Source organism: Curtobacterium flaccumfaciens (assembly GCF_013359815.1).
Lineage (GTDB): Bacteria > Actinomycetota > Actinomycetes > Actinomycetales > Microbacteriaceae > Curtobacterium > Curtobacterium flaccumfaciens.
The window spans coordinates 127,891-152,188 of record NZ_JABMCF010000035.1 but is presented as its reverse complement, the minus strand read 5'-3'; the positions used below and the strand labels follow the sequence as shown (position 1 = coordinate 152,188).

Genomic DNA, 24,298 nt, shown 5'->3' with positions numbered 1-24,298 from the left:
CCTGCGCACAGGAACGTCACGGCTCGGTAACGAAACACCTTTGCGTACCGCCCCGTCACACGGGCGAAACACATGGACCCTACGTTTCTCGACATCCAGTGGAGGCGTCGCATTCACCCGAAGCGGCACAGCCTCCGCGCAGAGAAAGGGCTCCACGGATGATCAGAACCACCCGTGCCACCGCGGCACTGGCGTTGGCGGGCGCAGCAGCCGTCCTCCTCGCCGCGTGTTCCACCACCGGCAGTGCTTCCCCCTCGAGCTCGGCGTCGAGCGATGCGAAGAAGGATCCCGCCGCCAGCTGCAAGGCCCCGGACACCCCCGGTACGGACGCGCTGAAGATCGGCACGATCCTGCCCCTGACCGGTTCGCTGGCCTACCTCAACCCGCCGGCGGAGTCCGGTGTCGGCCTGGCCGTCAAGGACATCAACGCCGCGGGCGGCGTCCTCGACAAGGACGTCACGATCGACCCGGCGACCGACTCCGGCGACAGCAACGACATGACCGTGTCGAGTTCCGCCGCGACGAAGCTGGTCAACGCGAAGGTGCCGGTCGCGATCGGCGCCGAGTCCTCGTCCGTCACGCTGAACGTCATCGACCAGCTGACGAGCAACTGCATCGTCGAGATCTCGCCCGCGAACACCGCGACCGACCTCTCCGGCTACTCGTCGTACTACTACCGGACCGCACCGCCGGACTCGGTGCAGGGTTCCGCGCTCGGCCAGCTCGTGACCGGTGACGGCAACGCGAAGGTCGCCTTCCTGGTCTTCAACGACACGTACGGCACCGGCCTCCGCAACTCGGTGCAGGCTGCGGTCGAGGCGTCGGGTGGCCAGGTCGTCTACGGCGGCAAGGGTGAGGGCCAGGAGTTCCCGCCCGGCCAGACCACGTTCTCGTCCGAGGTGACCGCGGCCCTGGCCGCGAAGCCCGACGCGATCGTCGTCCTCGCCTTCGACGAGACGAAGTCGATCATCCCGGAGCTCGTGTCGCAGGGCAACGAGGCGAAGATCTACATGTCCGACGGCAACACGGCGGACTACTCGAAGGACTTCGACAAGGGCACCCTGACCGGCGCCCAGGGCACCATCCCCGGTGCCTCGCCGAAGGACGACTTCAAGAAGCAGCTCGCTGCGTTCTACAAGGACTCGTCGGGCAAGACGCTCGCCGACTACTCGTACGCGGCAGAGTCCTACGACGCCACCGTCCTCGCCGCCCTCGCCGCGGTGAAGGGCAAGGGCACCGACTCCGGCACCATCCAGGCCAACATGGCTGCGGTGTCGGGTGCCGACGGCGGCACCGAGTGCGCCACGTTCAAGGAGTGCAAGACGCTCCTGGACGACGGCAAGGACATCCACTACACCGGCCCGTCCGGCATCGGTCCGTTCGACGAGAACAACGACCCGTCGGCCGCCTACATCGGCATCTACAAGTTCGACGGCGACAACAAGCCCGTCTACCAGAGCGCCATCCAGGGTGCGGTGAAGAAGTAGGGCTCAGCCCAGCACCGCTCGCGAAAGCGACAGGCCCCCACGGAACTTCCGTGGGGGCCTGTCGCTTTCGCGACGGCCTGGAGGCCCGTGGGGCGTCCGTCAGACCGGCTCGGCCTGGGTGGGTGCGAGCGCCCGGCGACGGGACGCCCGCGCTGCGGCGAACGAGTCCGCCGTCAGCACCACGAGCGCGAGCCACACGATGCCGAAGCCGAACCAGCGCCCGGCGGACATCTCCTCGTGCTGCACGAGCACCCCGACGAGCAGCTGCATCACGGGCGCCAGGTACTGCGTCAGCCCGAGCGTCGACAGGCTCACCCGGCGTGCCGACGACGCGAAGAGCAGCAGCGGCACCGCGGTCGCCGGCCCGGTCAGCACGGTGATGACCGCGTGCCCCCAGCCCTCGCTCGTGAACGTCACGCCACCACCGAGCCCGGTCACGCCGAGCACGATGAGTGCCACGACCGCGATCGGCAGCAGCCACACGGTCTCGATCGTCAGGCCGCTCAGGGCGTCCACGGTGCCGCCGACCCGCTTCTTCACCAGGCCGTACAGTCCGAACGAGAACGCCAGGGCCAGCGAGATCCACGGCATCTGCCCGTAGCCGATCGCGATGACGACGACCGCCACGACGCTCAGCCCGACGGCTGCCCACTGCGCCGGACGCAGGCGTTCGCGCAGGACCACGACGCCGAGCGCGATCGTGACGAGCGGGTTGATGAAGTAGCCGAGCGCCGCCTCGACGGTGTGGCCGGTGGTCGTCGCGAGGACGTAGACGGTCCAGTTGACCAGGATCAGGACGGCGGCGAGCCCCATCACGAGCATCACACGGCGCTGGGCCATCAGGGTGCGGGTTCGGAGCCACGACCGGGTCACCGCGATCGCCACCGCGCAGAACACCAGGCCGAAGACGATCCGCCACGACACGATCTCGAACGCCGCCGCGGGGGCCATGGCCGCGAAGAGCAGGGGCATCAGCCCCCAGAGCCCGTAGGCCACGATGGCCTGCACCACGCCGACGGATGCCTCGCTGCGGACGGGTCGCGCCGGACTCGGTTCACTCACGGAACCATCCTAGGAACGACCGCCGACCCGTGGGACCCGCACCGGGCCTCCAGGCGGGGTGAGCGGGCTGATCAGGACCGGCGCACCCGGGTGACCGGCCCCGGACGCACGAACGCCCCGTCGGCCCGAAGGCCGGACGGGGCGTCCGTGGTGAGTACTCGACTCAGTGAACGATGACCGCGAGGACATCGCGGGCCGACAGGACCAGCAGGTCCTCGCCCGAGTACTTGACCTCGGTTCCGCCGTACTTGGAGTAGATGACCTTGTCACCCACGGCGACGTCGAGCGGGACGCGGTTGCCGTTGTCGTCGATGCGACCCGGACCCACGGCGACGACCTCGCCCTCCTGGGGCTTCTCCTTCGCGGTGTCGGGGATGACCAGACCGGAAGCGGTGGTCTGCTCCGCCTCGACCTGGCGGATGACGATGCGATCCTCGAGCGGCTTGATGCTGACGGCCACGGTGACCTCTTCTTTCTCGGTACGGACTCGGTACAGATGAAAACCGGGTTGGCACTTCGCACAGGAGAGTGCCAACGCCAACTCTAGGGGGCCTCTGGCACTCGGTCAATCCGAGTGCCAGCACATCCGGAGAACACGCAGCACCTGCGAGGATCGACGCATGGACGCCGCCGAACTCACCGCACTGCTGACCCCCGACGGGATGGCCCTGCTCGACCGTACCCCGGGCGTCTCCGACGGCGGCGAGATCGTCCGTGTGGTGTCCCGGCTGCGCGCCGAGGGGCACGATCCCCGGCTGGTCGCCGCGGTGCTGACCCAGGCGAAACTGCGGCTGAAGGCCCGCGGCAAGTTCGGCGACTTCGCCTCCCGCATGCTATTCACCGAGGCCGGGCTCGAGCAGGCCACCCGGCTGCAGGTCGCGGCCCAGCACGCCGGACGCTTCGCCGCGGCCGGGCTGACCCGTGTCGCCGACCTCGGCTGCGGCATCGGCGGGGACGCCATGGCGATGGCGGCGCTCGACCTCGACGTCACCGCCGTCGACCGCGACGAGGTGACGGCGGCCGTCGCGACCCACAACCTCGCGGTGTGGCCGAACGCGCGGGTGGAGCTCGGTGATGCCGCGTCCTTCGACCTGTCCGCGGTGGACGGCGTGTGGATGGACCCCGCACGCCGCACCTCCGGGCACTCGGACACCCGCCGCCTCGCCGACCCGGACGACTGGTCCCCCTCGCTCGACACCGTGTTCGCCGCGGCGACGACGACGCCGACCGGTGTGAAGCTCGGACCGGGCATCGACCGCGACCTAATCCCGGACACCGCCGAGGCGCAGTGGACCTCCGTCGACCGCGAGGTCGTGGAGCTCGCCCTGTGGTTCGGCCCCCTCGCCCGCCCCGGGATCCGCCGCGCTGCCACCGTCATCGGCGCACACGGCATCGCCGAGATGACCGGAGCGGCCGACGCCGACGATGCCGAGGTCGGACCGCTCGGTGCCTACCTGTACGAGCCCGACGGCGCCGTGATCCGCGCACGGCTGATCGGCGACCTGGCGCGGGGCCTCGACGGGCACATGCTGTCCGAGGGCATCGCCTACGTCACGTCCGACCGCGCCGCCACGACGCCCTTCGCGCAGGGCTTCCGGGTGCTCGACACGATGCCGCTCGACGTCAAGCGCCTGGCCGCACGGCTCGCCGCCGACGGCATCGGCACCGTCGAGATCAAGAAGCGCGGCGTCGACGTCGACCCGGCGCAGTTCCGCAAGCGGCTGCGGTTGCGCGGGTCGGGTCGCGTCACGCTCGTGCTCACCCGCCTGGAGGGACGCCACACGGCGATCCTGTGCGAGCGGCTCTCCGACACGGTCGGCTGACGGCCGGGGGCCGCGTGCGGTGCTGCGGGCGCGTCGGCGTCAGTTGACGAAGGCGCCGGAGTTCGAGCTGTAGTCGGAGTAGTCCGAGTAGTCCGACGCGTTCGCGATCGAGATCCACACCAGGGCGACGATCAGGATGAACAGGCCCGTCAGGATCCAGCCACCGATGATGCCGGCGAGCGCCAGGCCGCGGCCACCCTCGCCGGTCTGCTTGATCTTGCCGAGGGCGATGTGGCCCATGATCGCGCCGGCCGGGCTCGTCAGGATGATGATCGGCCAGATGATGATGCCGCCGAACGCGAAGACGATCGACAGGATCGACAGGACGTTCGTCTTCGGGCGCTGCGCGTAGGGCTGGTACGTGTACGGGTTCGACGCGTAGGGCTGCTGCTGCTGCGCGTACGGGTTCTGCTGCTGGCCGTACGGGTTCTGCGGGGCGCCGTACGCGTTCTGCTGCTGCTGCGGAGCCGCGTACGGGTTCTGCTGCTGCGGGGCCGCGTACGGGTTCGACGAGGCCTGCGGTGCCGCGTAGGGGTTCTGCTGCTGCCCGTACGGGTTCGACTGCTGCTGCTGACCGTACGGGTTCTGCGGCTGCTGCGGAGCGCCGTACGGGTTCTGCTGCTGTGGGGCCGCGTACGGGTCCTGCTGCTGGCCGTACGGGTTCTGGGGCGCTTCCGGGGCCGACGGCGCCTGCGGTGCGTCAGGAGCCTGCGGGGCGTCCGGGGCGGGCGTGCCGTCGGGCTGTCCGTTCGCCGGGCCGTTCGGCGTCTCGCCCGGCTTCGGCCACTCGTTCTGATCGGACACCGTCCACCCCTCTCGGGCGTCCGGTCTCTCCGACGCCCGTGTGAATCCTCCCACAGGCTCCCGAAGAAGGACCGGGGCCGAACTGGTCAGACCTGGACGGTCGTCACCGGCAGGGTCGAGTCCGCCGCGATGCCGAGGTCGCTCGGCGCGTGCCCCTCGGCCACGAGTCGGGCGCCGACGGCGGCGATCATCGCGCCGTTGTCCGTGCACAGGTCGAACGGTGGGATCCGGAGCCGCACACCCGCGGCCGCGCAGCGCTCCTCGGCGACCTGTCGCAGTCGGGCGTTCGCGACGACCCCGCCACCGAGCAGCAGCCGGTCGACGCCGGTGTCGCGGCACGCGTTCAGGGCCTTGGTCAGCAGGACGTCGACGACGGCCTCGCGGAAGCTCGCGGCGACGTCGGCCACCGGCACCTCGCGGCCCTCGTCGCGGCAGCGCTCGACCCACCGTGCGACGGCGGTCTTGAGCCCCGAGAACGAGAAGTCGTACCGGTGCGCGGCCATGTCCTTCGGCAGCGTCAGCCCCCGGGGGAACCGGATCGCCGTCGGGTCGCCGTCGGCCGCCGCACGGTCGATCTGCGGGCCACCGGGGTAGGGCAGCCCGAGCAGCCGCGCGACCTTGTCGAACGCCTCGCCCGCCGCGTCGTCGATCGTCTCGCCGAGCAGTTCGACGTCGCCGACCAGGTCCCGCACCAGCAGCAGCGACGTGTGGCCACCGGAGACCAGCAGCGCGATCGTCGGCAGCTCGATCTCACTGCCGTCCTCGCGCAGCACGTCGGCGCCGACGTGCCCGACCAGGTGGTTCACGCCGTACAGGGGCTTGCCCGTGGCCACGGCGAGTGCCTTCGCGGCCCCCACCCCGACCATGAGCGCCCCCGCCAGGCCCGGCCCGGCGGTCACTGCGACGGCGTCGAGTTCGTCGAGGGTGACACCGGCGCGGTCGAGCGCCTCGTGCAGCGTCGGGGTCATCGCCTCCAGGTGGGCCCGTGCGGCGACCTCGGGCACGACCCCGCCGTAGCGCGCGTGCTCGTCCATGCTCGAGGCGATCACGTTCGCCAGCAGGGTGCTCCCCCGCACGATGCCGACGCCGGTCTCGTCGCAGCTCGTCTCGATGCCGAGCACCAGTGGTTCAGTCGCGCTCACCGAGGGCCTCCTGTCCGATGGGTCCGACGCCGGACGACCGCTCGGCGTCCGGGCCGGGGAGTTCCGCCCGCATCACCCACGCGTCGACGCCGTCCGGTTGGTAGTAGCGCGGCCGGGTGGCGATGTGCTCGAACCCGAACGCCGTGTACATCGCCTGCGCGACGGGGTTGTCCGCGCGCACCTCGAGGAACACCTCGCGCACGCCGCGCCGCCGGGCCTCGTCGACCAGTTCCGTGAACAGGACCCGCCCGAGCCCCTTGCCGCGCTGGTCCGCGGCGACGGCGATGGTCTGCACGTCGGCGACCGGGTTGCCCGCGAGCGACGAGAGCCCGGCGTACCCGACGACCAGCGGCGCGGACGTGTCGTCGGCCGTCTCGATCACGACGTAGTACCCGTGCGGTGAGTACAGCTCGCCGGACATCTGCGACGCCGACCAGGCGTCCGTCGGGAACGAGACGTGCTCGAGCCACATGATGTCGTCGAGGTCCTGCGGGTGTGCTCGCCGCAGGCGGAGCCCGTCCGGCAGGGTCACTGCTTCACCCGCTTGGGCGCACCCGGCACCGTGACGTCGGGCTCGCGCAGGTACAGGGGCGTGTCCTGGTCGAACGCCGCACCGGACGCGAGCCGGTCCGCGGCGAGCGAGCCGAGCCTCCAGGCCGGGATGGACGCGACCGTCACGCGGTCCCAGCCCACCGCTGCGGGCCGGGAGGCGCGGATCGCGTCGTCGAGATCGGCGGGCTTGGCGAGTCCGGGGCCGGCCACGCGGACGCCGTCGGCGTCGTAGGCGCTCCAGTAGACCTCGCGGCGGCGGGCGTCCGTGAGGACGACGAACGGACCGGCGGCGCCCGAATCGCGCTGGTCGAGGGCGACGGCGTCGTGGCTGACGAGGGGCAGGACGGGGACGCCGCGGGCTGCGGCGAAGGTGCGGGCGGCAGCGATGCCGACGCGCAGGCCGGTGAAGGGGCCGGGGCCCATGCCGGCGACGACCCCGGTGACGTCGGCTCCGGTGATGCCGGCCTCGGCGAGGGTCTCGGCGAGGAACGGGCCGATCACCTCGGCGTGCCGGCGGCTGTCCTCGGTGTCGCGCGTCGCGAGGGCCCGGCCGGTGGCCGGGTCGACGACGGCGACGGAGGTCCCGGCGGAGGTGTCGATCGCGAGCAGCACCCGTCCATCGTAGGCGGGGCGGGGCAAGGCGTCAGTCCTCGTCGAGACTGCCAGCGACCGCGTTCCAGATCTCGTCGGCACGCCAGCGCTCGCGACCGCCTCTGCCCGCTCGCCCGAGTGACCGGAGCCAGCCGTACTCCTCGGCTCGACGGAGCAACGCGGATGCCGTCGGCTGTGACACGCCGAGCGCCCTCCGGACCGACGCCACCGTGAGGACGGGGTTCTTGAAGATCACGTCGACGAGCCCGGGGAGCGCCGAACGCTCCGTCCGCGCAGCGAGGCGGTATCGCTCGCGGATCTCCACGAGCTTCCGGATCCGCTCGGCGCTGTCATTCGCTCGGACGGTCACCGCCTCGGCGAAGAACTGGATCCACTCGTTGACCTCTCCGCGCTCCCGAACGGCCTGCAACCGCTCGTAGTACTCGGTTCGGTGTTGTTCGAAGTACCCCGAGATGTGCAAGATCGGCGCGGGCAGGATGCCGTCTGCGATCAGCGAGAACCCGATCAGGAGGCGCCCGATCCGACCATTGCCGTCGAGGAACGGGTGGATCGTCTCGAACTGGTAGTGCATCAGGGCGCACTTCACCGTGACCGACATCGAGTCCAGTGGTGCGTTGACGAAACGCTCCCAGTCGTCAAGGGTCTCGGGAAGGTGGTCCTGGTGCGGCGGGATGAACCGGGCAGTCTCCGGTCGAGCGTTCGGAGATCCGATCCACACTGGTGAGCGACGAAGCTCACCGGGCGACTTCTCGTCCCCACGGACGTCCCGCATCAGGGTCTCGTGGAGCGAACAGATGAACCGTTGGGTGATGGGGAGATCTGCGAGGAGCGCCACTCCTTCGCGGGCGGCCCGGAGGTAGTTGTCCACCTCGCGGAGATCCTCGTCGAGGATCTCGTCGTCGTTCTCGACGCTGAGCACATCGCTCAGTGACGCCTGGGTTCCCTCGATGCGCGAACTCGCCAGCGCCTCCTGCGCCATGGACGGGCCGAGCAGGAGTTCTGGTTCCTGGATGAGCTGCCCGAGCCCGGCGAGCCGACCGATCGCGATGTCCGCGCGGGAAACTGCGGCGTTCGTCATCGGCTCGAGGACGAGCTCACGTGGTAACGGCGCGGGCAAGAAGTAGGCGTGCGGCCACTCGGACAACGGACGCGTGGCGAGTGTGCCGAAGCGTTCTGATCGGAAGTCTTCTCGGCGCATCTCCTCATCATAAGCAAAGTGCCCTCTGCCCTATAACTTCAGATCGAACTTCCAAGCACCTGCACGTCGGGACGCGGGGACGTTCGATCCGTCATGCAAGTCAGGGGGCCGCGGCTAGTCGAAACGGACCGTGCTGGTGGGCGACGTCGCGCCCGTACCCGTCGCGGCCTCGTCCGCTGCTCCTCGAAGGTGCCGCAGCCGGGACCGCACACCGCCGTCCTGGCGACGCAGGACGATCGCAACGTCCGCCACGGACATCCCCGCGGCCGTCATTGCCTCGAGCCCGGTGTCCTCTTGCTGCGTCCACGGCGCGTAGGCGGCGGGCCGGTCGAGCCGAGCAGCGTCGACCTGCGGGTTGCCGGTCGGTGCAGCCCGGACCACCAGCGGGGACGACGGGTCGTCCGCTCCGGACGTCGTGGCGACGGCCGGCACCGGCGCCGACGCTGACCGCGGGCCGGTCGCCCGGACGTCCAGGCAGACGACGGCGGTCACCGGATGGCGTGCCACGACCGCTCCTGCGGGCGACCGGAACACCAACTCGGTGTCGTCACGGTCCACCGTGCCGACCTCCACGTCGCTGAAGCCGCCGGTGTCGAGGACGATGCGCATGGTTCCCCCGTTCGCGCTGACCAGATCTGCTGCGAGGCTACCGGTCGCCGGCCGGGGCACGGTCGACGACCGCCCGACGGACACCCTCCACCGCCGCGGCGACCGCGCGCTCGCGGGCCTCGGCGTCCTCGGTCTCGGAGTCGTGCACGAACACGGTGGCGCCCCGCCGGGCACCGCAGAAGTCGACAATGCCGTGCTCGACCTGCGTCCGGAGCCCCTCGGCGTACCCGTGCCGTTCGTACACGCCGGCGTCGTCGCCCGCGATCGGCACCAGGTGGACAGTGAGCCGTTCGAGCGCCCGACGGATGCCGCCGTCCGGATCGACGTCGAACGCCCAGCCGTTCACGAACACGCGGTCGATCCACCCCTTGAGCACCGCGGGCACGGACCACCACCAGACCGGGAACACGAGGACGAGGTCGGTGGCGCGGTCGATGCGCTGCTGCTCGGCGACGACGTCGGCCAGCGCGTCCGTGCCGGTCCGGTAGGTCTGCCGGTCGGCGAGGGTGAAGCGCGGGTCGAACCCCTCGGCCGCCAGGTCGGCGGTCTCGACCGTCCCCGCGGGCAGGGCGTCCCGCAGGCGAGCCGCGAGGTGGTGGGTGAGGGAGTCGGGGTCCGGGTGGGCGGTCACGATGAGCGTCGGCACACCGCATCCTCCCGGAGCCGGCTGGGTGGTACCGGGACACCCGCTGTCGCCCGGCCGCGCCGGCTCACACCGCGGTCAGGTCGAGGGACCAGGCGACCTCGCGCGCGAGCTGCCCGGTCCGCCGGAACGACCGGACCTGGTGGGTGGCGGCCAGGGCGGCCGCCAGGTCGTCGCGGCCGGCGAGGGTGAACCCGAGCGACTGCCAGAACGGACCGGAGCGCCGCGAGAACAGCCACGCCCGTCGCGCGCCCGTGACCGCGGCGTGGTCGACGGCGAAGCGCGCGAGCCGGGTGCCGTGGCCGAGCCCCCGGAGCTGCGGCGCGACCGCCACGCTGCGGACGAGCACGTGGACGCCGTCGGCGCTCGTCTCGTACCCGGTGCTGCCGACCACGCGGCCGTCCTCGGCACGGTCGACCCACAGCCGGACGGTCGGCTCGAGACCGGCACGGTCGTGGCCAGCACGGTCGAGCCCGGCGACGGTCAGGTCGGCACCGACGAGGAAGGTGCGGAGGTCGTCGACCGCACCGGTGTCCACGCGCTGCAGGGTCAGAGGTCGACGCCCGTCCAGCGCGGCCCCGTCGCGGTGACGACGACCCGGCGCGGCTCGTCGGGCACGTCGTCCGGATCGAGGTCGTCGTCGACACCGTGGTCGGCCGCGTCGGTGCCGGTGGCCCGGGTGATCTCGACGTCGAGCACGCTGTCGCTGATGCCGTCGACCATGCCGCGCCCCCACTCGACGACGACGATGGCGGCGTCCCAGTCGAGGTCGAGGTCGTCCAGCTCGACCGGGTCGGACAGACGGTAGGCGTCGACGTGCACCAGGTCGGGGCCGGCGGTCGTCGGGTGCGTCCGGGCGAGGACGAAGGTCGGGCTGGACACCTGGCCGCGCGCACCGAGTGCGGCGCCGAGCCCGCGCGTCAGGGTCGTCTTGCCGGCACCGAGCGGCCCGGTCAGCACGACGAGGTCCCCCGCGCGCAGCACGGCGGCCAGCCGGGCGCCGAGCTCCCCCATCGCGTCGGTGCCGTCGACGGTGGTGTCGAGCAGGACGCGCGCCGACTCGGTCACGGCCGCTCGCCCCGCAGGTACTCCCCGACCCGTCCCTCGATGTCGTGGCCCTCGTAGAACCGGGGCACGCGGCTGCCGATGCGGCAGACGATCTCCTCGCCGATGGTCTCGAGCGCCGCGCCCCACTCGAGCACGGTCATCTCGTCGTGCTCGCCGGTGCCGAACAGCACGACGGTGTCGCCGGTCTGCACGTCGTCCTCGCCGACGTCCACCAGGAACTGGTCCATCGCGACGCGGCCGGCGATCGGGTAGCGCTTGCCGCCGATCGCGACCTCGATGCGGCCCTGCGCCAGACGCGGGACCCCGTCGGCGTACCCGACGGGCACGAGCGCCAGGGTCGTCTCGGTCGCCGTGCGGTACGTGTAGTCGTAGGAGACGCCGGTGTCGACGGGGACGCGCTTCGTCTTCGCGACCGACGCGGTCAGGGTCATCACCGGCTCGAGTCCGAGGTCGGCCGCCGAGACCCCGTCGGCTCCGGGGATGCCGAACAGGTTCGCGCCCATCCGGACCATGTCCTTGCGGAACTCCTTGCGCTCCAGCCCCGCGAGCGACGCGGCGACGTGCTCCATCGGGACATCGAGTCCCAGGTCCTCGGCGATCTCGATCGCGGCGTCGAACACGGCGACCGCGGCGCTGTCCTCGTGGTCGGACGCCTCGGCCAGGTGCGTGTACGCGGCGACGACCTCGATGCGGCCGTTCCGCTGGGCGTCACGGGCGAGCTCGACGAGCGCCGGCCAGTCCGCCGGGGTCGCGCCGTCGCGGTGCAGGCCGGAGTCGACGCCGAGGTGCACTCGGGCCGGGCGCTGGTCGACGGCGTCGATGATGCGCTGCAGCTCGGCGACGTTCGAGACGCCGAGGTCGACGGCCGAGTCGATGGCGTCACGGAAGTCCAGGTCGGGGTCGTGCTGCCAGGTGAACAGGTGGACGTCCTCGCCGACGCCGATCGAGCGTAGGCGCAGCGCTGCGGGCACCGTCAGCACACCGATCCAGCGGATGCCGGCGTCGACCGCGGCGAGCGCGATCGGCTCGAGGCCGTGCCCGTACGCGTCGGCCTTCATGATCGCCATGACGGCGACCGGGTCCATCCACTCGCGGACACGGTCGAGGTTGGCCCGGTAGGCGTCGAGGTCGATGCGCGCCTGACGCAGCGGTGCGGAGCTCACGTCGTCCTCCGTTCCACGCTGCGGCCGATCCGGGCGACCACCTCGTAGTTGATCGTGCCGATGGCGTCGGCCCAGTCCTCGACGGCGGGGTCGCCGTTCGCGGGGTCGCCCCACAGCACCGCCTCGTCGCCGACCTGCACGTCGGCGTCGCCGATGTCGACGTGCATGGCGTTCATCGCGACGCGTCCGACCACCGGGAACGTCCGGTCTCCGATCCGCACCGAGACCCGGTTGCCGAAGTCGCGGTCGAAGCCGTCCGCGTAGCCGAGGCCGATCACGGCGAGACGGGTGTCCGTCTCGGCGCGCCAGGTGTAGCCGTAGGAGACACCGTCGCCCGCAGCGACCGGCACGGTGCGGAGCACGGCGGCGGTGACCCGCATCGCCGGGCGCAGCCCCAGGTCGGCAGAGGTGCGACCGTCGAAGGGGCTCAGCCCGTACAGGGCGAGTCCGACGCGGGACAGGTCGTGGCGGGTCTCCGGCACGGCGATGCTCGCGGCACTCGCGGCGAGGTGCACCACGTCCGGCACGATGCCGTTCGCGGCGAGGCCGTCCAGCGCCCGCTGCAGTGCGGCGTCCTGGTCGAGGTCGTCGGTGCGCGACGCGTTCGACAGGTGGGACATGAGCCCCTCGACCCGGGTGCGGTTGCCGCCGCGGGCCAGGGCGCCGGCGGTCGCGAAGAGCTCGGCCCACTCGGATTCGACCGCACCGTTGCGGCTCAGGCCGGTGTCGACGCACAGGTGCACGGCGCGGACGTCGGAGTCGGCTGCTGCGGAGAGCTGCTCGACGCTCGACACCGCGGGCGTGACGTCGAACTGCGCGGCGCGACGGAAGTCCTCGTCGGGGGCGTGCAGCCACGCGAGGATCCGGACCCCCTCGTCGATGCCGCCCTGACGGAGCGCGACGGCCTCGTCGATGTCGGCGACCCCGAGCCACTCGGCTCCGGCGTCCACGAAGGCCTGCGCGGCGTCGAGGGCCCCGTGGCCGTAGGCGTTCGCCTTGACGACGGCGATGACCCCGGCCGGTGCGACCCGGTCGGCGATCGTCGCGTAGTTCTCGATCAGGGCTCCGCGATCGACGGTGATGCCGGTGAACGCACTCACCGGACCGTTCCTTCCAGGACCACGTCTGTTCCTTCCAGGACCACGAACGCGGTCGCGATCCCTCCATCATGCGAGAGCGACAGGTGCACGCTCGTCACGCCACGCGCGTCCGCCACCTGCCGGGCGCCCTGGTGCAGGGTGAGCGACGGGTTCCGCTGGTCGTCGGACACGACCTCGAGGTCCTGCCAGCTCAGCCCGGCACTCGACCCGAAGGCCTTGATCAGGGCTTCCTTGGCAGCGAACCGTGCGGCGAGGGACGCGATCGGCCGGGGTTCGCCGTCACGGACCTGCTCGGACGGCGTGAACAGCCGCGCCCGCATCGCCGGTGTGCGCTCCAGCACCCGTTCGAACCGCTCCAGGTCGACCACGTCGACCCCGATCCCGATGATCACCGTCGCGACTACTCGACGGTGACCGACTTCGCGAGGTTGCGTGGCTGGTCGACGTCGAGGCCCTTGGCCGCGGCGAGCTCCATGCCGAACATGTGCAGCGGTGCCACGGCGAGCAGCGGCTCGAACAGCGGGGTCGCCAGCGGGATCCGCAGGACCTCGTCGGCGAACGGCAGCACCGCGGCGTCGCCCTCTTCGGCGATCGCGATCACCCGGGCACCGCGTGCGCGGATCTCCTGGATGTTCGAGACGACCTTCGGGTGCAGCGATCGGGGGTCGCGCGGCGAGGGCACGATGACGAAGACGATCTGGCCCGGCTCGATCAGTGCGATCGGGCCGTGCTTCAGCTCACCGGCGGCGAAGCCCTCTGCGTGGATGTACGCGAGCTCCTTGAGCTTGAGGGCACCCTCGAGCGCGATCGGGTAGCCGACGTGGCGGCCGAGGAACAGCACGCTCCGGGTGTCCGCCATCCAGCGCGCCAGGTCCTTGATGCCGGCGGCATCCTCGATGGTCTGCTGCAGCTTCGGGGCGAGCCCCTCGAGCTCGGCCACCTGCTCGGCGATCTGCTCGGTGGTGAGCGTGCCGCGCAGCGTCGCCAGGTGCAACCCGAGCAGGTAGAGCGCGACGCCCTGGGCGATGAAGGCCTTGGTCGACGCGACGGCGACCTCGGGCCCGGCGTGCGTGTAGATCACGGCGTCGGACTCACGCGGGATCGTGGCGCCCTGGGTGTTGCAGATCGACAGGACCTGCGCGCCCTGCTCGCGGGCGTACTTGACCGCCATGAGCGTGTCCATGGTCTCGCCGGACTGGCTGATCGAGACGACCAGGGTGCGCTCGTTCAGCACCGGGTCGCGGTAGCGGAACTCGTGCGCGAGCTCGACCTCGACCGGGATGCGGGCCCACTGTTCGATGGCGTACTTGCCGAGGATGCCGGCGTAGGCGGCGGTACCGCAGGCGATCACGATGACGCGGTCGACCGTCGCCAGGCGCTCGGCGATCGGGTCGAGGTCGGTCAGCGTGACGGCGCCGTCGTGGACGCGACCGAGGATCGTCTTCGCGACGGCCTCGGGCTCCTCGCTGATCTCCTTCGCCATGAACGAGCTCCAGCCGCCCTTGTCGGCGGCGGAGGCGTCCCAGTTGACCTCGAACTCGGTCGGTGTGGCCGGGGTGCCGTCGAAGTGGACGACGTCCACGCCGTCGGGGCGGATCGTGGCGATCTCGTCCTGCCCGATCGACAGCGCGCGCTGCGTGTGGGCGACGAAGGCGGCGACGTCCGAGCCCATGAAGTTCTCACCGTCGCCGAGCCCGACCACCAGGGGCGAGTTGCGACGGGCACCGACGACGACGCCGGGCTGGTCGGCGTGCACGACGAGGAGCGTGAAGGCCCCTTCGAGCCGCTGCACGGCCTGCTGCATGGCTGCGGTCAGGTCACCGGTGTCGCGGAAGGCCCGTCCGACCAGGTGCGCGGCGACCTCGGAGTCGGTCTCGCTGCGGAACTCGATGCCCTCGGCCTGCAGTTCGGCGCGGAGCTCGGAGAAGTTCTCGATGATGCCGTTGTGGATGAGGGCGAGCTTGTCGCCGTCGGCCAGGTGCGGGTGGGCGTTGCCGTCGGTCGGGCCACCGTGGGTCGCCCAGCGGGTGTGCCCGATGCCCGTCGTGCCGTCCGGGATGGGCGACGACTCGAGCTCGTCGACCAGGGCCTGGAGCTTGCCGGCCTTCTTGGCCGACACGAGGTCTCCGGCTGGGTCGACGACGGCGATGCCCGCCGAGTCGTAGCCGCGGTACTCGAGGCGACGGAGGCCACCGAGGAGGACGTCCTGGCTGCTGTTGCTGCCGACGTAGCCGACGATTCCACACATGGAACCGATCCTACGGTCTGCCTGGACGCCGACCCTGCGAAGCGACCGAGGGGAGCGAATCGAGCACAATCGGTGCCATTCTGCGGAAACCGTTAGACACGCGTAGAGTCTCCTCGATGCACGCCGCACTCAACCCGTACTCGCCAGGCGCCGGCCTGCGCCCCCCGGAGCTGGTCGGACGCGACGCCGAGATCGAGGCGTTCGACCTCGTCGTGGCACGGTCGCGGCGCGCGCTCGGAACGCGCAGCATGATCCTCCACGGGCTGCGTGGGGTCGGGAAGACCGTCCTCCTCAACCAGTTCCGCATGCAGGCTGACGCCGCGGAGTGGTTGGTGGTCGACGTCGAAGGGCAGACGAGCGTGTCCGGCCGAGAGGGTGCTCGACGGAGGCTCGCGCGGGAGATCGCGCTCGCAGCACGTCGCCTCGCCCGCGGCCACTCGGTCAGCGCAGCCGTGCAGCGCGCGCTCGGCACGGTCACGTCGTTCGGTGTGCACTTCGGGAACATCGGCTTCGACCTGGGGTTCTCCGCCGTCGAGGGTCGCGCGGACTCCGGCGTCATCGAGATCGACCTCGAGGAACTGGTCGAGGACCTCGCCCCCGCGCTGCGGGAGCAGAACCGGGCGCTCGCACTCTTCATCGACGAGGTCCAGGACCTCGACCTCGAGTTGCTCTCTGCGCTGCTGTCCGTCCAGCACCGGGCCGGACAACGTGGGTGGCCCTTCGTGATGGTGGGGGCCGGTCTGCCGAACGTGCCGGCCAAGCTCACTGCGGCGCGGTCCTACGCCGAGCGCCTCTTCGACTACCGGGAGATCGGGTCACTGCCGTCGGGAGCAGCCGCTGACGCACTCACCGTTCCGGCCGCCCGCTCCGGGGTGACTTTCGACGCCGCGGCGCTCGATCTCCTCATCGATGCCTCGGGCGGGTACCCGTACTACCTCCAGACCTACGGGGCGGCGGCGTGGGACCTCGCGGCCGACCGACGGATCACCCACGATGACGCAGCAGCTGCCGTCGACCGCGGCAACGCAGAACTCGACAGCGGTTTCTTCCCGGCCCGCTGGGACCGTGCCACACCCGCCGAGCGGCAGTACCTCGTGGCGATGTCGGACGACCCGGCCGGCGTCTCCGGGACTGCCGTCGTGGCATCGCGCCTCGGTGCGGAACCGAAGGGGACCAGCCCGGCACGACAGGGACTGATCGAGAAGGGCATCATCTACGCGCCCGAGCGCGGCAAGGTGGCGTTCACGGTGCCGAACATGGGCGAGTTCGTCCGCCGTCAGGCCGATCTCGACATCGTGGACTAGCGTCCGGGCCATGGGACGCTTCGACGACATCGCCATCACCACGCTGCACGGCGAGGACACCACGTTCGGCGCCTACGCCGACAAGGCCGTACTGGTCGTGAACGTCGCCTCCCGGTGCGGCCTCGCCCCGCAGTACGAGCAGCTCGAGGCCCTGCAGAAGCAGTACGGCCCCCGCGGGTTCACGGTGCTGGGCTTCCCGAGCAACCAGTTCCTGCAGGAGCTCGGCTCGTCCGAGGCGATCGACGAGTACTGCTCCACCACCTGGGGCGTCACGTTCCCGATGTCCGAGAAGGTCAAGGTCAACGGCAAGAGCGCCCACCCGCTCTACCAGGCCCTCAAGGAGACCCCGGACGCCGACGGCAAGGCCGGCCGGGTCGCCTGGAACTTCGAGAAGTTCCTCGTCGCCCCCGACGGCACCGTCACGCGCTTCCGCCCCACCACGAAGCCGGACGCCCCAGAGGTCGTCGCCGCCATCGAGGCGGCCCTCCCCGCCTGACGCGTCGCGTCCTGCGGACGCGCACCGAGCACTGGACGGGAGGCCCGGGGCGCGTGAGCCGGTCGGCTCACGTGCCCCGGGCCTCCCGTCTGTACGCTCGATCCCATGCCGTTCTCGGAGACCGCCGTCGCGCACCCGACCCCGTTCGTGGAGATCCCGCGTGACGAGTGGTCCCAGCTCGCCCCGAAGGAGCACCTGTCGCTCACCGAGACCGAGATCGTGCAGCTGCGCGGTCTCGGCGACCGGTTGGACATGCAGGAGGTGCAGGAGGTCTACCTGCCGTTGTCCCGCCTGCTCACGCTCTACGCCGCCGGCGCGCGGAACCTGCACGCCGAGACGAGCCGGTTCCTCGGGGAGCGCGCCGGGCGCACGCCGTTCGTCATCGGCGTCGCGGGTTCCGTCGCGGTCGGCAAGTCCACCGTCGCCCGTCTGCTGCGCGAGCTGACGAAGCGTTGGCCGGACACCCCTCGTGTGGAGCTCGTGACGACCGACGGCTTCCTGTACCCGAACGCCGAGCTCGAGCGCCGCGGGATCATGGACCGCAAGGGCTTCCCGGAGTCGTACGACCGCCGCTCCCTGCTGCGCTTCGTGAGCCAGGTGAAGAGCGGGGCGACCGAGGTCCGCGCGCCGTACTACTCGCACCTGGTCTACGACATCGTGCCCGATGCCGAGATCGTCGTCCGGCAGCCCGACGTGCTCATCGTCGAGGGCCTCAACGTGCTGGCGCCCCCGGTGCACGGGCGGCTCGCGCTGTCCGACCTGTTCGACTTCACGATCTACGTGGACGCGAAGACGAAGGACATCGAGTCCTGGTACGTCGACCGCTTCCTCGCCCTGCAGGAAGAGGCGTTCTCGAGCCCCGACTCGTTCTTCCACCGGTTCGCCTCGCTCTCGCGTGAGGACGCGGTCCGGACGGCGACCGAGGTCTGGCGGGCGATCAACGAGCCGAACCTGATCGAGAACGTGCTGCCCACGCGCTCCCGCGCCACCCTGGTGCTGAAGAAGGGCGCGAACCACAAGGTGAACTCGGTTCTGCTCCGCAAGATCTGAGCGGAGACGCCCGGAACCAGGTTCCGGACACCACACCACGGAAGAACGCGGTGCTGTGTCCGGAACCTGGTTCCGTGAGCGGCGGAGGGGAACCTACGCGGCGTCGAGCGCCAGGCGGTCCTGCACGACGGCGGCGAGCTCCTCGGCGATGCGCTGGGCGTCGTCCTGCGAAGCGGCCTCGACCATCACGCGAACGACCGGCTCGGTGCCCGACGGACGGAGCAGCACACGGCCGCTGTCCCCGAGCGCCTCACTGGCGGCGGCGATGGCGTCCTGCACACCCTGGTCGGCGAGCCCGTGACGATCGACGCCCCGGACGTTGAGCAGCACCTGCGGGAACACCGTCATGCACGAGGCGAGCTCCTGCAGGGTCTTGCCCGTGCGCGCCATCTCGGCGACCAGGTGCAGCCCGGTCAGGATGCCGTCACCCGTGGTGGCGAACTCGTTGAAGATGATGTGACCGGACTGCTCGCCACCGATGGAGTAGTCGCCCTCGGTCATCTTCTCGAGCACGTAGCGGTCGCCCACGCCGGCCTCGATCACGGTGATGCCCGCGTCGGCCATGGCGCGCTTCAGCCCGAGGTTCGACATGACCGTCGCGACGAGGGTGTCGTCCTTCAGCCGTCCGCGCTCCTGCAGGGACAGCGCGAGGATCGCCATGATCTGGTCACCGTCGATCGCGTTGCCCGCGGCGTCGACCGCCAGGCAGCGGTCCGCGTCCCCGTCGTGCGCGATGCCGACGTCGGCACCGTGCTCGAGCACCGCGCGGGCGAGGTTGTCGATGTGGGTCGAACCGACGCCGTCGTTGATGTTCCAGCCGTCGGGGTCGGCACCGATGAGCGTCACGCGGGCACCCGCGTTGACGAAGACCTCGGGGGAGACGCCGGCGGCGGCACCGTTGGCGCAGTCGAGCACGACGTGGATGCCGTCGAGCCGGTGCGGCAACGTACCGAGCAGGTGCACCACGTAGCGGTCCTCGGCGTCGGCGAACCGCGAGATGCGCCCGACGTCGATGCCGGTGGGGGTGGGTGCGGAGTGGTCGTGCATGGCCGCTTCGATGCGGTCCTCGACCTCGTCCGGCAGCTTGCGGCCACCCGTGGCGAAGAACTTGATCCCGTTGTCGGGAGCGGGGTTGTGCGATGCGGAGATCATCACGCCGAAGTCGGCGTCGATGTCCGCGACGAGGAACGCCGCGGCGGGGGTGGGGATGACCCCGGCGTCGAGCACGTCGACGCCGGCCGAGGCGAGCCCGGCCGCGACGGCGGCACCGAGGAACTCGCCGGAGACGCGCGGGTCACGCGCGAGGACCGCGCGCGGGCGCGGTCGGCCCGACGCCCGGCGGGCGTCGGCATGGTGTCCGTGTGTGAGGACGGCCGCGCTCGCCTGGGCAAGACCCAGTGCGAGCGCGGCCGTCAGCTCGCCGTTGGCGAGACCACGAACCCCGTCGGTACCGAACAGACGCGGCATTGCGATCTTCAGCCGGTGACGACTAGCGCTTCGAGAACTGCGAAGCCTTGCGGGCCTTCTTGAGACCGGCCTTCTTGCGCTCGATGACGCGGGCGTCACGGGTGAGGAAGCCGGCCTTCTTGAGGGTCGCGCGGTTGTTCTCGCGGTCGATCTCGTTCAGGGTGCGGGCGATGGCGAGGCGGAGCGCGCCGGCCTGACCCGAGGGGCCACCACCGGTGATGCGGGCGACGACGTCGTACGAGCCGAGGAGCTCGAGCACCTTGAAGGGGTCGTTGATGAGCTGCTGGTGCAGCTTGTTCGGGAAGTAGTCCTCGAGCGTGCGGCCGTTCACGACGAACGTGCCGGAGCCCGGGACGAGCCGGACGCGCGCGATGGCCTCCTTGCGGCGCCCGACGGCACCGCCGGAGACGTTGAGGATCTGACGGGGAGCGGCCTCGGCAGCGGCGGGTGCGCTCTCCGTGGTGAAGCTCTCCGGGGTCTGGTCGAGGGAATCAGCGATCTGAGCCATGAGTTTTCTGTGTCCTTGAAGTCGTCGTGGCCGGAACTACTGTGCGACCTGGTCGAAGATGTACGGCTTGGGCTGCTGCGCGGCGTGCGGGTGCTCCGCGCCGGCGTAGACCTTCAGCTTCTTGAGCTGCTCGCGGCCGAGGGTGTTCTTCGGCAGCATGCCGCGGATCGCCTTCTCGACGGCGCGGGTGGGGTGCTTCTCGAGCATCTCCGGGTAGGAGGTCGCCGTCAGGCCGCCCGGGTAACCCGAGTGACGGTAGTAGACCTTCTTCGCGAGCTTCGAACCGGTCAGGGCGACCTTGTCGGCGTTCACGATGATGACGAAGTCACCCATGTCCATGTGCTGGGCGAAGGTGGCCTTGTGCTTGCCGCGCAGGAGCGCCGCGGCGTGGGTGGCGAGACGGCCGAGGACGACGTCGGTGGCGTCGATGACGATCCAGTCGTGCTGGACGTCTGCCGGCTTCGGTGAGAACGTGCGAGTCACAGGAGTGCTGCTTTCGTGTCGAGGTGAGGAGTCCGTGAATCCCACTCCGGTCGGGAGTTCCACGGGCAGAAGCACGGGGAACACCTCGGTTGGAGGGCTCATCTGACTGTCCGCGCGCGGGGCGCACAGACCAAGGTGAGAGCCTAGCCGACGCGGGGTACGTCGGTCAAACGCGGCTGCCTGCCGGCCTGGAGGCGCGGGGCAGCCCCGCACCGCGCCTCCCGTCCGCCGCGCGGTCGCGCCCACCGCCCATCGTGAGCAGAAACGGTCGGGTCCGCTGTGCGAACCCGACCATTCCTGCTCACGAAGTGCCCCCGTGGGACGTGGGGACTACTCCGTAGCCGCGGTCCGACGGCGGCGACGCACGATCAGCACGCCCGCACCCGCCGCGAGCAGCAGGAACGCCACCATCGCACCGGCACCCAGCCCTGCGGCACCCGTGAACGCGAGCTGCCCGTCCGCGGTGATCGTGATCGGGGTCCACCCGATCAGACTCCCGTCCGCAGCCGTCACCGCCAGACGGTGCACGCCGGCCATCGTGTTCGCCGGGATCGTCACCCGCACCGTCCCGTCCGCAGCCACCACGGCCGTGCCGATCAGCGTCGGCTCCGAGAACAGCCACACGTTCACCGTGTCGCCGGCAGACGCGGTGCCGACCGTCACCGTGATCGTCTCCCCCGCACGAGCGGTCGCCGGAGCAGACACCCCGCCACGGTTCACCTCCGTCAACAACGACTCCGACGGTGCCACCGGAGCAACCGGCGGGGTGATCCCGTCGACCGGCGGCACCGGAGTCGGGGTCGGGGTCGGCGTCGGGTTCGGCACCGGGGTCGGCGTCGGGGTCGGCACCGGCGTCGGGTCCGTGCCCGGGTCGGTGCCCGCGGCGTCCAGGTCGAAGCCGACCAGGATCGGGTCGTGGTCGCTCGCCCGGTACACGTCGTCGGTGTACAGGTTCGTCGCGTTGTAGTTGTAGCGGCTGTACTCCAGGCCCACCGACTCGACCGAGTTGATGTTCCAGATGTCCACGCCCGTGACCGTCTCGAGCGCGGCCTTCGACGCGAAGACGTGGTCGAGCGAGCCGCTCAGGCCGGAGAACACGTACGAGTACTCGGTGCTGTCGAGCGCCGGGCCGAGGTCGGTGTAGCCGGCCTCGTCGAGGACCACCACCGGGTCCTCCTTGCTGTAGGCGTTGAAGTCGCCGAGCATGAACACCTTGTCGGTGCCGTACTGCTCCTGCATGTCGGTGGAGAAGGTCACGAGGGCCTTCGCCTGCTCGACGCGGTCGGCGTTCGACGCACCCTGTCCGTCGCCCTGGTCGGCGTTCTCGCCGGTGCCGGAGCCCTTGGACTTGAAGTGGTTCGCGATCACCAGGAAGTCGTCGTCCGCGGTGCCCCCGACCGGGCGGAACGCGTCCGCGACGGGCTGGCGGGCGTTCGTGAACGCGTCGTCGAGCAGGATCGTCGACTCACCGACGGGCTCGACGCGGTCCTTCTTGTAGATGAGGGCGAGGCGGATGACGTCCTCGCTCGCGGGCACGACGGCCGGTGACTTCGCGTAGGCCCAGGTGTCCTGGCCGGTGGCGGCGTTGAGCGCGTCGACCAGGGTGGCCACGGCGGCGTCGCGGTCCTGACCGAAGCGGACCGAGTTCTCGATCTCCTCGAGCGAGACGACGTCGGCGTCCAGGCCGTTGATCGCCTTGACGATCTTGACCTGCTGGCGCAGGAAGTCCTCCTGCTCGGCGGCACCGCGGGCGTCGCAGCCGGAGTTCACCGTGACGGGGTCACCGGCACGGTCGGTGTAGTACTTGCAGCCGGTGAGCTCGTCGCCCGTGGTCGGGAAGTAGTTGAGCACGTTGAAGCCGGCGAGCTTCAGGTCGCCACCGACGTCCTGCGGTGCCGGCTGGCGCACCTTCGAGAACGACGCCGGCAGCTCGGCGGCCGGGGTCGCACCCGTGATCGGGGCGGTCGGCTGGAACTTCCACCCGTTGTTGCGGTAGTCGAGGACGACCGGCTCGGTGAAGGTGGCGGCGGCCCCGACCGTGACCGGGCCCTGGGTGAGCCACGACACCGGGATGCCCTGGTTCGCCTGGGTCAGGAAGTTGGTGCTCGCACCGTCGTCGAGCGTGACCTTGCGCGCGGCGTTGTCGGCCTCGACGGCCTTCGCCTCGGCGCTGCCCGGTCGGCCGACCTCCGTCGGCTGGACCAGGCGCTTCGTGCCGCTGGCGAGCACGACCTCGCCGTACTGGTTCGTCGTGTAGTTGTCGGCGACCGTGTACGCGCCCTGGGGAGCGACGAGCATGCTCTCGAGCGACTCCCGCTGGGCGTCGGACGACGGGAACGCGACCGCTGCGGGCTGTGGCGCCGCGACGGTGTCGTCCAGCTGCTGCAGCGACGAGGCCCCGGACACCGTGAGCTCGGTCAGGCCGAAGTACTCGGACACGGCACCGGTGACCCGCACGTGGTCGCCCTCGTGCACCAGGCCGGCGGTGGCGGACGAGAAGACGAACACCGCGTCGGACGCGGTGTGGGCGCCGAGGTCGATCGCACCGCCGGTGCCGGGGGTCTGGATCGTGTAGCCGTTGAAGCCACCGGTGCCGTAGACCGCGGTGACGACGCCGTCGGTCGTGACGTTCTTGCCGGCGTACGGCGAGGTGTCCGTGGTGCCCTGCAGCTGGGCGATGGTCACCGTCTCGGCGGGGGTGCCGGGCGTCGGGGTCCCGCCGTCACCCGGGTCGGTCGGGTCCGTGGGCTCGGTCGGTGCCGTCGTCTCGCCCGCGGCGTTCCGTGGGGTGAGCGTCGTCGTCACGGAGAAGTCCGCACCGTTGACGTCGGTGTCCGTGGTGCCCTGGCGGACCAGGCCGTTCGGCACGGAGTTGTCCCCGGTCACGGTGCGCACGGCCGACTCGAACGTGTTCGAGGCGCCGTAGCCGAGCAGGTCGACCACGCCGTCGGTGCCGGTGGTGACGGGTCCGGCGGCGAGCGCCAGGGGTGCGGTGGCGTCGGACAGCACGAGCGTGCCCGTGGTGCCCGAGGGGTTGAGCGTCGCGGTGTCGTCGGCGGCGGGCAGGTCCTCGCCGGCCGGGGTGGCCCCGCCGTTGCCCGCCATCGACACCAGGAAGGTGCCCTTCGCCGGCACGGTGCCCTGGAGTGCACTGGCCGAGAACGTGCCGGTACCCGTGGCGGAGCGGTACTGCAGCGACCACCCGTCGAGCGACACGGCGGCGTCGGTCGGGTTGCCGATCTCGACGAACTTCTCGTTGTAGAACGCGCCCTTGCTCCCCGCCTTCAGGTAGGCCTCCTCGATGACGAGGTCGGTCCCCTCGGGGTTCGCGGTCGCTGCGGTGACGGTGACGAGTGGAGCCGCGAGGAGCGTCGCGGCCGCCGTGGCGCACAGCAGAGTGCGCCCGAGGGTGTTGGCCATGCCCGCACGCTACCGACCTGCGGGGTCGTTCAGGTTGCGTCGAGGTAAATGATTGCGTT

24 protein-coding genes are annotated in these 24,298 nt (G+C 70.9%); 5 read left to right on the top strand and 19 right to left on the bottom strand.

Going from position 1 to position 24,298, the window contains the following annotated elements; translation table 11 throughout:
• Positions 1 to 158 precede the first annotated feature (158 nt).
• Positions 159 to 1,487 (top strand): ABC transporter substrate-binding protein, encoded by a 1,329-nt coding sequence (locus HP445_RS06890; protein ID WP_071404636.1) that lies wholly within the window; start codon positions 159 to 161, stop codon positions 1,485 to 1,487.
• A 99-nt stretch (positions 1,488 to 1,586) separates the two neighbouring features.
• On the opposite strand, the gene rarD is transcribed toward HP445_RS06890, so the two are convergent.
• Both rarD and groES read right to left on the bottom strand, forming a co-directional pair.
• A complete protein-coding gene (rarD, locus tag HP445_RS06885) occupies positions 1,587 to 2,549 on the bottom strand; it encodes an EamA family transporter RarD (protein ID WP_175330792.1) in 963 nt (320 codons plus the stop codon).
• A 163-nt stretch (positions 2,550 to 2,712) separates the two neighbouring features.
• Complete coding sequence (gene groES / locus HP445_RS06880) at positions 2,713 to 3,009, bottom strand: co-chaperone GroES (RefSeq protein WP_017885484.1); 297 nt, start codon at positions 3,007 to 3,009, stop codon at positions 2,713 to 2,715.
• Between the two features lie 160 nt (positions 3,010 to 3,169).
• Between groES and HP445_RS06875 the strand changes: the two genes are divergently transcribed.
• Positions 3,170 to 4,372 (top strand): class I SAM-dependent methyltransferase, encoded by a 1,203-nt coding sequence (locus HP445_RS06875; protein ID WP_128780469.1) that lies wholly within the window; start codon positions 3,170 to 3,172, stop codon positions 4,370 to 4,372.
• Between the two features lie 39 nt (positions 4,373 to 4,411).
• Here the strand turns inward: HP445_RS06875 and HP445_RS19135 are convergent, their stop codons facing one another.
• The 13 genes from HP445_RS19135 to glmS all read right to left on the bottom strand — a co-directional run bounded on the left by HP445_RS19135 (position 4,412) and on the right by glmS (position 15,511).
• On the bottom strand, positions 4,412 to 5,176 hold the full coding sequence (locus HP445_RS19135) for a DUF4190 domain-containing protein (protein WP_164941160.1): 765 nt from the start codon (positions 5,174 to 5,176) through the stop codon (positions 4,412 to 4,414).
• An 86-nt stretch (positions 5,177 to 5,262) separates the two neighbouring features.
• The gene (gene tsaD / locus HP445_RS06865; protein ID WP_111191886.1) at positions 5,263 to 6,318 is read right to left on the bottom strand and encodes a tRNA (adenosine(37)-N6)-threonylcarbamoyltransferase complex transferase subunit TsaD; all 1,056 of its coding nucleotides are present in this window, start codon (positions 6,316 to 6,318) and stop codon (positions 5,263 to 5,265) included.
• On the bottom strand, positions 6,305 to 6,850 hold the full coding sequence (gene rimI / locus HP445_RS06860) for a ribosomal protein S18-alanine N-acetyltransferase (protein ID WP_128780468.1): 546 nt from the start codon (positions 6,848 to 6,850) through the stop codon (positions 6,305 to 6,307). The genes tsaD and rimI overlap by 14 nt, the downstream gene beginning before the upstream one ends.
• Positions 6,847 to 7,482, bottom strand: a complete 636-nt coding sequence (gene tsaB / locus HP445_RS06855) for a tRNA (adenosine(37)-N6)-threonylcarbamoyltransferase complex dimerization subunit type 1 TsaB (protein ID WP_128780467.1) — start codon at positions 7,480 to 7,482, stop codon at positions 6,847 to 6,849. The genes rimI and tsaB overlap by 4 nt, the downstream gene beginning before the upstream one ends.
• A gap of 31 nt (positions 7,483 to 7,513) precedes the next feature.
• Positions 7,514 to 8,680, bottom strand: coding sequence for a Fic family protein (locus HP445_RS06850; RefSeq protein ID WP_128780466.1), 1,167 nt, complete (start codon positions 8,678 to 8,680; stop codon positions 7,514 to 7,516).
• A gap of 114 nt (positions 8,681 to 8,794) precedes the next feature.
• Positions 8,795 to 9,289, bottom strand: a complete 495-nt coding sequence (locus HP445_RS06845) for a hypothetical protein (RefSeq protein ID WP_128780465.1) — start codon at positions 9,287 to 9,289, stop codon at positions 8,795 to 8,797.
• A 37-nt stretch (positions 9,290 to 9,326) separates the two neighbouring features.
• A complete protein-coding gene (locus tag HP445_RS06840; RefSeq protein WP_111087749.1) occupies positions 9,327 to 9,935 on the bottom strand; it encodes an NAD(P)H-dependent oxidoreductase in 609 nt (202 codons plus the stop codon).
• A gap of 64 nt (positions 9,936 to 9,999) precedes the next feature.
• The gene (locus tag HP445_RS06835) at positions 10,000 to 10,470 is read right to left on the bottom strand and encodes a GNAT family N-acetyltransferase (RefSeq protein ID WP_128780464.1); all 471 of its coding nucleotides are present in this window, start codon (positions 10,468 to 10,470) and stop codon (positions 10,000 to 10,002) included.
• 11 nt (positions 10,471 to 10,481) lie between these two features.
• Positions 10,482 to 11,000, bottom strand: a complete 519-nt coding sequence (tsaE, locus tag HP445_RS06830) for a tRNA (adenosine(37)-N6)-threonylcarbamoyltransferase complex ATPase subunit type 1 TsaE (protein ID WP_241660399.1) — start codon at positions 10,998 to 11,000, stop codon at positions 10,482 to 10,484.
• Positions 10,997 to 12,163, bottom strand: coding sequence for an alanine racemase (gene alr / locus HP445_RS06825; RefSeq protein WP_164941159.1), 1,167 nt, complete (start codon positions 12,161 to 12,163; stop codon positions 10,997 to 10,999). Before alr (HP445_RS06825) ends, tsaE begins: the two co-directional genes overlap by 4 nt.
• Positions 12,160 to 13,263, bottom strand: coding sequence for an alanine racemase (alr, locus tag HP445_RS06820; protein WP_071406148.1), 1,104 nt, complete (start codon positions 13,261 to 13,263; stop codon positions 12,160 to 12,162). The genes alr (HP445_RS06825) and alr (HP445_RS06820) overlap by 4 nt, the downstream gene beginning before the upstream one ends.
• Complete coding sequence (locus HP445_RS06815) at positions 13,260 to 13,655, bottom strand: holo-ACP synthase (RefSeq protein ID WP_111038494.1); 396 nt, start codon at positions 13,653 to 13,655, stop codon at positions 13,260 to 13,262. The genes alr (HP445_RS06820) and HP445_RS06815 overlap by 4 nt, the downstream gene beginning before the upstream one ends.
• An 8-nt stretch (positions 13,656 to 13,663) precedes the next feature.
• The gene (gene glmS / locus HP445_RS06810; RefSeq protein ID WP_128780462.1) at positions 13,664 to 15,511 is read right to left on the bottom strand and encodes a glutamine--fructose-6-phosphate transaminase (isomerizing); all 1,848 of its coding nucleotides are present in this window, start codon (positions 15,509 to 15,511) and stop codon (positions 13,664 to 13,666) included.
• A 116-nt stretch (positions 15,512 to 15,627) separates the two neighbouring features.
• Here glmS and HP445_RS06805 point away from each other — a divergent pair, with 116 nt between their 5' ends.
• The 3 genes from HP445_RS06805 (at position 15,628) to coaA (ending at position 18,361) form a co-directional block, all read left to right on the top strand.
• The gene (locus tag HP445_RS06805) at positions 15,628 to 16,815 is read left to right on the top strand and encodes an ATP-binding protein (RefSeq protein WP_128780461.1); all 1,188 of its coding nucleotides are present in this window, start codon (positions 15,628 to 15,630) and stop codon (positions 16,813 to 16,815) included.
• Positions 16,816 to 16,825: 10 nt separating this feature from the next.
• Entirely contained in the window at positions 16,826 to 17,311 is a 486-nt protein-coding gene (locus HP445_RS06800; RefSeq protein WP_071245463.1) for a glutathione peroxidase, read from the top strand.
• Positions 17,312 to 17,416: 105 nt separating this feature from the next.
• Positions 17,417 to 18,361 carry a type I pantothenate kinase gene (gene coaA, locus HP445_RS06795; protein WP_027466714.1) on the top strand — a complete coding sequence of 315 codons (945 nt, stop codon included), beginning with the start codon at positions 17,417 to 17,419 and terminating at the stop codon, positions 18,359 to 18,361.
• A gap of 93 nt (positions 18,362 to 18,454) precedes the next feature.
• On the opposite strand, the gene glmM is transcribed toward coaA, so the two are convergent.
• The 4 genes from glmM to HP445_RS06775 all read right to left on the bottom strand — a co-directional run bounded on the left by glmM (position 18,455) and on the right by HP445_RS06775 (position 24,239).
• Entirely contained in the window at positions 18,455 to 19,828 is a 1,374-nt protein-coding gene (glmM, locus tag HP445_RS06790) for a phosphoglucosamine mutase (protein ID WP_071406153.1), read from the bottom strand.
• Between the two features lie 22 nt (positions 19,829 to 19,850).
• Entirely contained in the window at positions 19,851 to 20,336 is a 486-nt protein-coding gene (rpsI, locus tag HP445_RS06785; protein WP_027466716.1) for a 30S ribosomal protein S9, read from the bottom strand.
• Positions 20,337 to 20,372: 36 nt separating this feature from the next.
• Positions 20,373 to 20,819 (bottom strand): 50S ribosomal protein L13, encoded by a 447-nt coding sequence (gene rplM / locus HP445_RS06780; protein WP_027466717.1) that lies wholly within the window; start codon positions 20,817 to 20,819, stop codon positions 20,373 to 20,375.
• Between the two features lie 330 nt (positions 20,820 to 21,149).
• Positions 21,150 to 24,239: an ExeM/NucH family extracellular endonuclease gene (locus HP445_RS06775; RefSeq protein ID WP_206647602.1), complete on the bottom strand. Its 3,090-nt coding sequence runs from the start codon at positions 24,237 to 24,239 to the stop codon at positions 21,150 to 21,152.
• Between the last annotated feature and the right edge of the window lie 59 nt (positions 24,240 to 24,298).

Excerpts from the sequence above, each read along its gene's own strand:
- glmM (WP_071406153.1), bottom strand. The coding sequence starts at position 19,828 with ATGCCGCGTCTGTTCGGTACCGACGGGGTTCGTGGTCTCGCCAACGGC.
- HP445_RS06845 (WP_128780465.1), bottom strand. The coding sequence starts at position 9,289 with ATGCGCATCGTCCTCGACACCGGCGGCTTCAGCGACGTGGAGGTCGGC.
- HP445_RS06890 (WP_071404636.1), top strand. The coding sequence starts at position 159 with ATGATCAGAACCACCCGTGCCACCGCGGCACTGGCGTTGGCGGGCGCA.
- HP445_RS06775 (WP_206647602.1), bottom strand. The coding sequence starts at position 24,239 with ATGGCCAACACCCTCGGGCGCACTCTGCTGTGCGCCACGGCGGCCGCG.
- coaA (WP_027466714.1), top strand. The coding sequence starts at position 17,417 with ATGCCGTTCTCGGAGACCGCCGTCGCGCACCCGACCCCGTTCGTGGAG.
- HP445_RS06875 (WP_128780469.1), top strand. The coding sequence starts at position 3,170 with ATGGACGCCGCCGAACTCACCGCACTGCTGACCCCCGACGGGATGGCC.
- HP445_RS06850 (WP_128780466.1), bottom strand. The coding sequence starts at position 8,680 with ATGCGCCGAGAAGACTTCCGATCAGAACGCTTCGGCACACTCGCCACG.
- HP445_RS06805 (WP_128780461.1), top strand. The coding sequence starts at position 15,628 with ATGCACGCCGCACTCAACCCGTACTCGCCAGGCGCCGGCCTGCGCCCC.
- glmS (WP_128780462.1), bottom strand. The coding sequence starts at position 15,511 with ATGTGTGGAATCGTCGGCTACGTCGGCAGCAACAGCAGCCAGGACGTC.
- rpsI (WP_027466716.1), bottom strand. The coding sequence starts at position 20,336 with ATGGCTCAGATCGCTGATTCCCTCGACCAGACCCCGGAGAGCTTCACC.
- HP445_RS06800 (WP_071245463.1), top strand. The coding sequence starts at position 16,826 with ATGGGACGCTTCGACGACATCGCCATCACCACGCTGCACGGCGAGGAC.